Origin of the sequence: Bradyrhizobium sp., from assembly GCF_016462955.1 — a bacterium.
Lineage (GTDB): Bacteria > Pseudomonadota > Alphaproteobacteria > Rhizobiales > Xanthobacteraceae > Bradyrhizobium.
This window is the reverse complement of the sequence record NZ_JAEMSD010000726.1, coordinates 1-2672: the sequence shown is the minus strand read 5'-3', so window position 1 is coordinate 2672 and position 2672 is coordinate 1. Positions and strand designations below refer to the sequence as shown.

Below are 2672 nucleotides of genomic sequence, written 5' to 3'. Positions count from 1 at the left end.
GCATTATGTTGCGCAGCTCGGCTGGTTCTTTGCGCTGACGCTGATCCCGATCGGCCAGGTGGTGGCGATCGAATTCACCATGCCGATCTGGACGGCTATTCTCGCGGCAAGCTTCCTGTCCGAGCGGATGACGCCATGGAAAATCGGGGCCATCGTGCTCGGCCTCGTCGGGGTGGTCGTCATCGTCCGGCCCGCGACCGGAGAGATCAATCCGGGGCAGCTGATCGCACTGGGGGCGGCCATGGGATTCGGCGTCTCGATGGCGCTCGTCAAATCTCTGACCCGGACCGAGAGCGCGCTCTCGATCCTGTTCTGGATGTTGGTAGTCCAGTCGGCCGTAGGCTTCGTTCCGACGCTGTTCGTCTGGAGCTGGCCATCGGCCTATGTCTGGGCCTGGGTCGGCGTGATCGCCGTCTGCGGCACGTTCTCGCATTATTGCCTCGCCAGCGCGATGCGCTACGCCGATGCGACGATCGTGGTTCCCATGGACTTCCTGAGGGTTCCATTGACCGCGGCGGCAGGCTGGCTGCTGTATTCCGAGCGGCTCGACGCCTGGACGGTGCTCGGCGCGGGTTTGATCCTTTTCGGCAATCTCCTCAATCTGAAGCCCGCGTCACCGGTTCCCGCCCGCGCGCAGTGAACCTGGTGTCGCCTGACGCGACAAAACCAAGTGGCCATGTGATTTGGATCACGTTGGGAAGCACTCCCATCGTGCACATTCGGCCACACAGCAGCGGGTTGAACGCAACGGACCGCCCTTTTGGTGGCACGAGGTCGGGCACTTCGTGTAGGTTCTTTGCCGATCTGTTGCTGCCTGCAATTCGATTCTGGGGATTTCAGAATGCGCTATCTCACCCTCCTCGCTTCGCTCATGTGCATGGCGCTGTCGGTCAGCGCCGCCAAGGCCGACCGTCGCGTCGCCTTCGTCGTCGGCAACGGCTCCTACAAGAACGTCGCGCAACTGCCGAACCCGCCGATCGACGCGAAGGCGATGGCAGCCACGCTGCGCAATGTCGGCTTCGAGGTGATCGAAGGCTCCAATCTCAGCCGCGACCAGATGACGGAAAAGCTGCTCGATTTCGGCCGCAAGGCGCAGGGCTCCGACATCGCGCTGTTTTATTATGCCGGCCACGGCATCGCCGTCAGCGGCACCAACTATCTTCTCCCGGTCGATGCCGATATCAAGTCGGAGATGGACGTCAAGCTGGGGGCCGCCATCAACATCGACCTGACGCTCGAGCAGACCATGGGCGATGCCAAGGTCAAGCTCGTCTTCCTCGATGCCTGCCGCGACAATCCCTTCGCCGCCAAGATCAAGTCGAACTCGGCGACCCGCAGCGTCAACGTCCAGAGCGGTCTCGCCGAGATGAAGTCCGGCGAAGGCACCCTGATCGCGTTCGCCACCGGTCCCGGCCAGACCGCGCTCGACGGCCAGGAGGGCAACAACAGCCCGTTCACCCGTGCGCTGATCGACAACATCACCAGGCCCGGCGTCGAGATCCAGCAGGCGATGACGTCAGTGCGCGCCCAGGTCAATGAAGAGACCCGCAAAGGCCAGCTGCCCTGGGGCCACACCAACCTGACGGGCTCCGTCTATCTCAACCAGGCGCCGATGACCCAGGTCGCCAACGCGGCTCCGACCGCGTCTGGCATGGTGCCGGCGGCGGCCGGGGATGGTGTCGAGCTGGAATATTGGCGCTCGGTCAAGGAGTCGAACAAGCCCGAAGAGCTCAACGCCTACCTCACTGCCTACCCGAACGGCCAGTTCAAGGCGCTGGCGCTGGCACGCCTCGCGGCGATCAAGAGCGGCGCCTCGACCGCGACCCGCACGCTCAACGCCGGCGTCGATCCCGCAACGTTCACCGACGAGGCCAATCTCGTCACCGAGGACCAGATCGGCCTCGACAAGAACAAGCGCCGCGACGTGCAGCGTCGATTGACGGCGCTAGGGTTCGACACCAAGCAGACCGGCATATTCAACGACGAGACGCGGTCCGTGCTCAAGCGCTGGCAGACCGCGCGCGGCTATCCTTCGTCGGGCTATCTCAACAAGAACCAGCACAAGGCCCTGCTCGCGGAGATCGTCGCTGCCCCGGCGACCGCCAGTGACACCAGCCAGAAACCGGCCCGGCGCGCCAGCGCTCCGCCTGCCAGCAGCGCCCCGGCTCCACAACACCGCAGCAATCCCGGCGACGCTGCCGGTGCGGCCTTCGTCGGCGGTGTCGTCGGCGGCATGATGGGCGGCATGTTCCGCCGCTGAGCCGAAGCGAGATCGACAATGCAAAAGCCCGGTTCACGCCGGGCTTTTTCGTTGGGGCAACGCGGTCGCTGCATACTCCCGTCGTTGCGGGAACTCTTGCGACGGAACAATCCAGGCTGTCACCGAAGAAAGGCTCTGCTTCGCCTTCGCTCGCGGGGGGAGCTTACTTCCCCGCCGCCTTCCGCAAGGCCTCGTTGATGCGCTCCTGCCAGCCGGGACCGCCCTCCTGGAAGAACTCCAGCACGTCCTGGTCGATGCGCAGGGTGACCTGCTCCTTGATGCCGGGAACGGCGCTCGGCTTGGGCGGCGCCGCGGCGACCTTCGCGGTCACCTTCTTGAACGCCGCCTCGGCTTCCGTCCTGGCATCGCCCAGCGTGCGCGGCCGTCTCGGTTGATCCGCCATGGCCTCGAT

3 protein-coding genes are annotated in these 2672 nt (G+C 64.8%); 2 read left to right on the top strand and 1 reads right to left on the bottom strand.

What is annotated here, in order from left to right; all coding sequences use genetic code 11:
* Together JHD07_RS37470 and JHD07_RS37465 are read left to right on the top strand one after the other, a co-directional pair.
* A partial coding sequence (locus JHD07_RS37470) for a DMT family transporter (RefSeq protein WP_291631337.1) occupies positions 1 to 640 on the top strand: 640 nt, incomplete at its 5' end.
* Between the two features lie 201 nt (positions 641 to 841).
* The gene (locus JHD07_RS37465; RefSeq protein ID WP_291631336.1) at positions 842 to 2260 is read left to right on the top strand and encodes a caspase family protein; all 1419 of its coding nucleotides are present in this window, start codon (positions 842 to 844) and stop codon (positions 2258 to 2260) included.
* 163 nt (positions 2261 to 2423) lie between these two features.
* Here the strand turns inward: JHD07_RS37465 and JHD07_RS37460 are convergent, their stop codons facing one another.
* Positions 2424 to 2663 (bottom strand): BrnA antitoxin family protein, encoded by a 240-nt coding sequence (locus JHD07_RS37460; RefSeq protein WP_291631339.1) that lies wholly within the window; start codon positions 2661 to 2663, stop codon positions 2424 to 2426.
* Between the last annotated feature and the right edge of the window lie 9 nt (positions 2664 to 2672).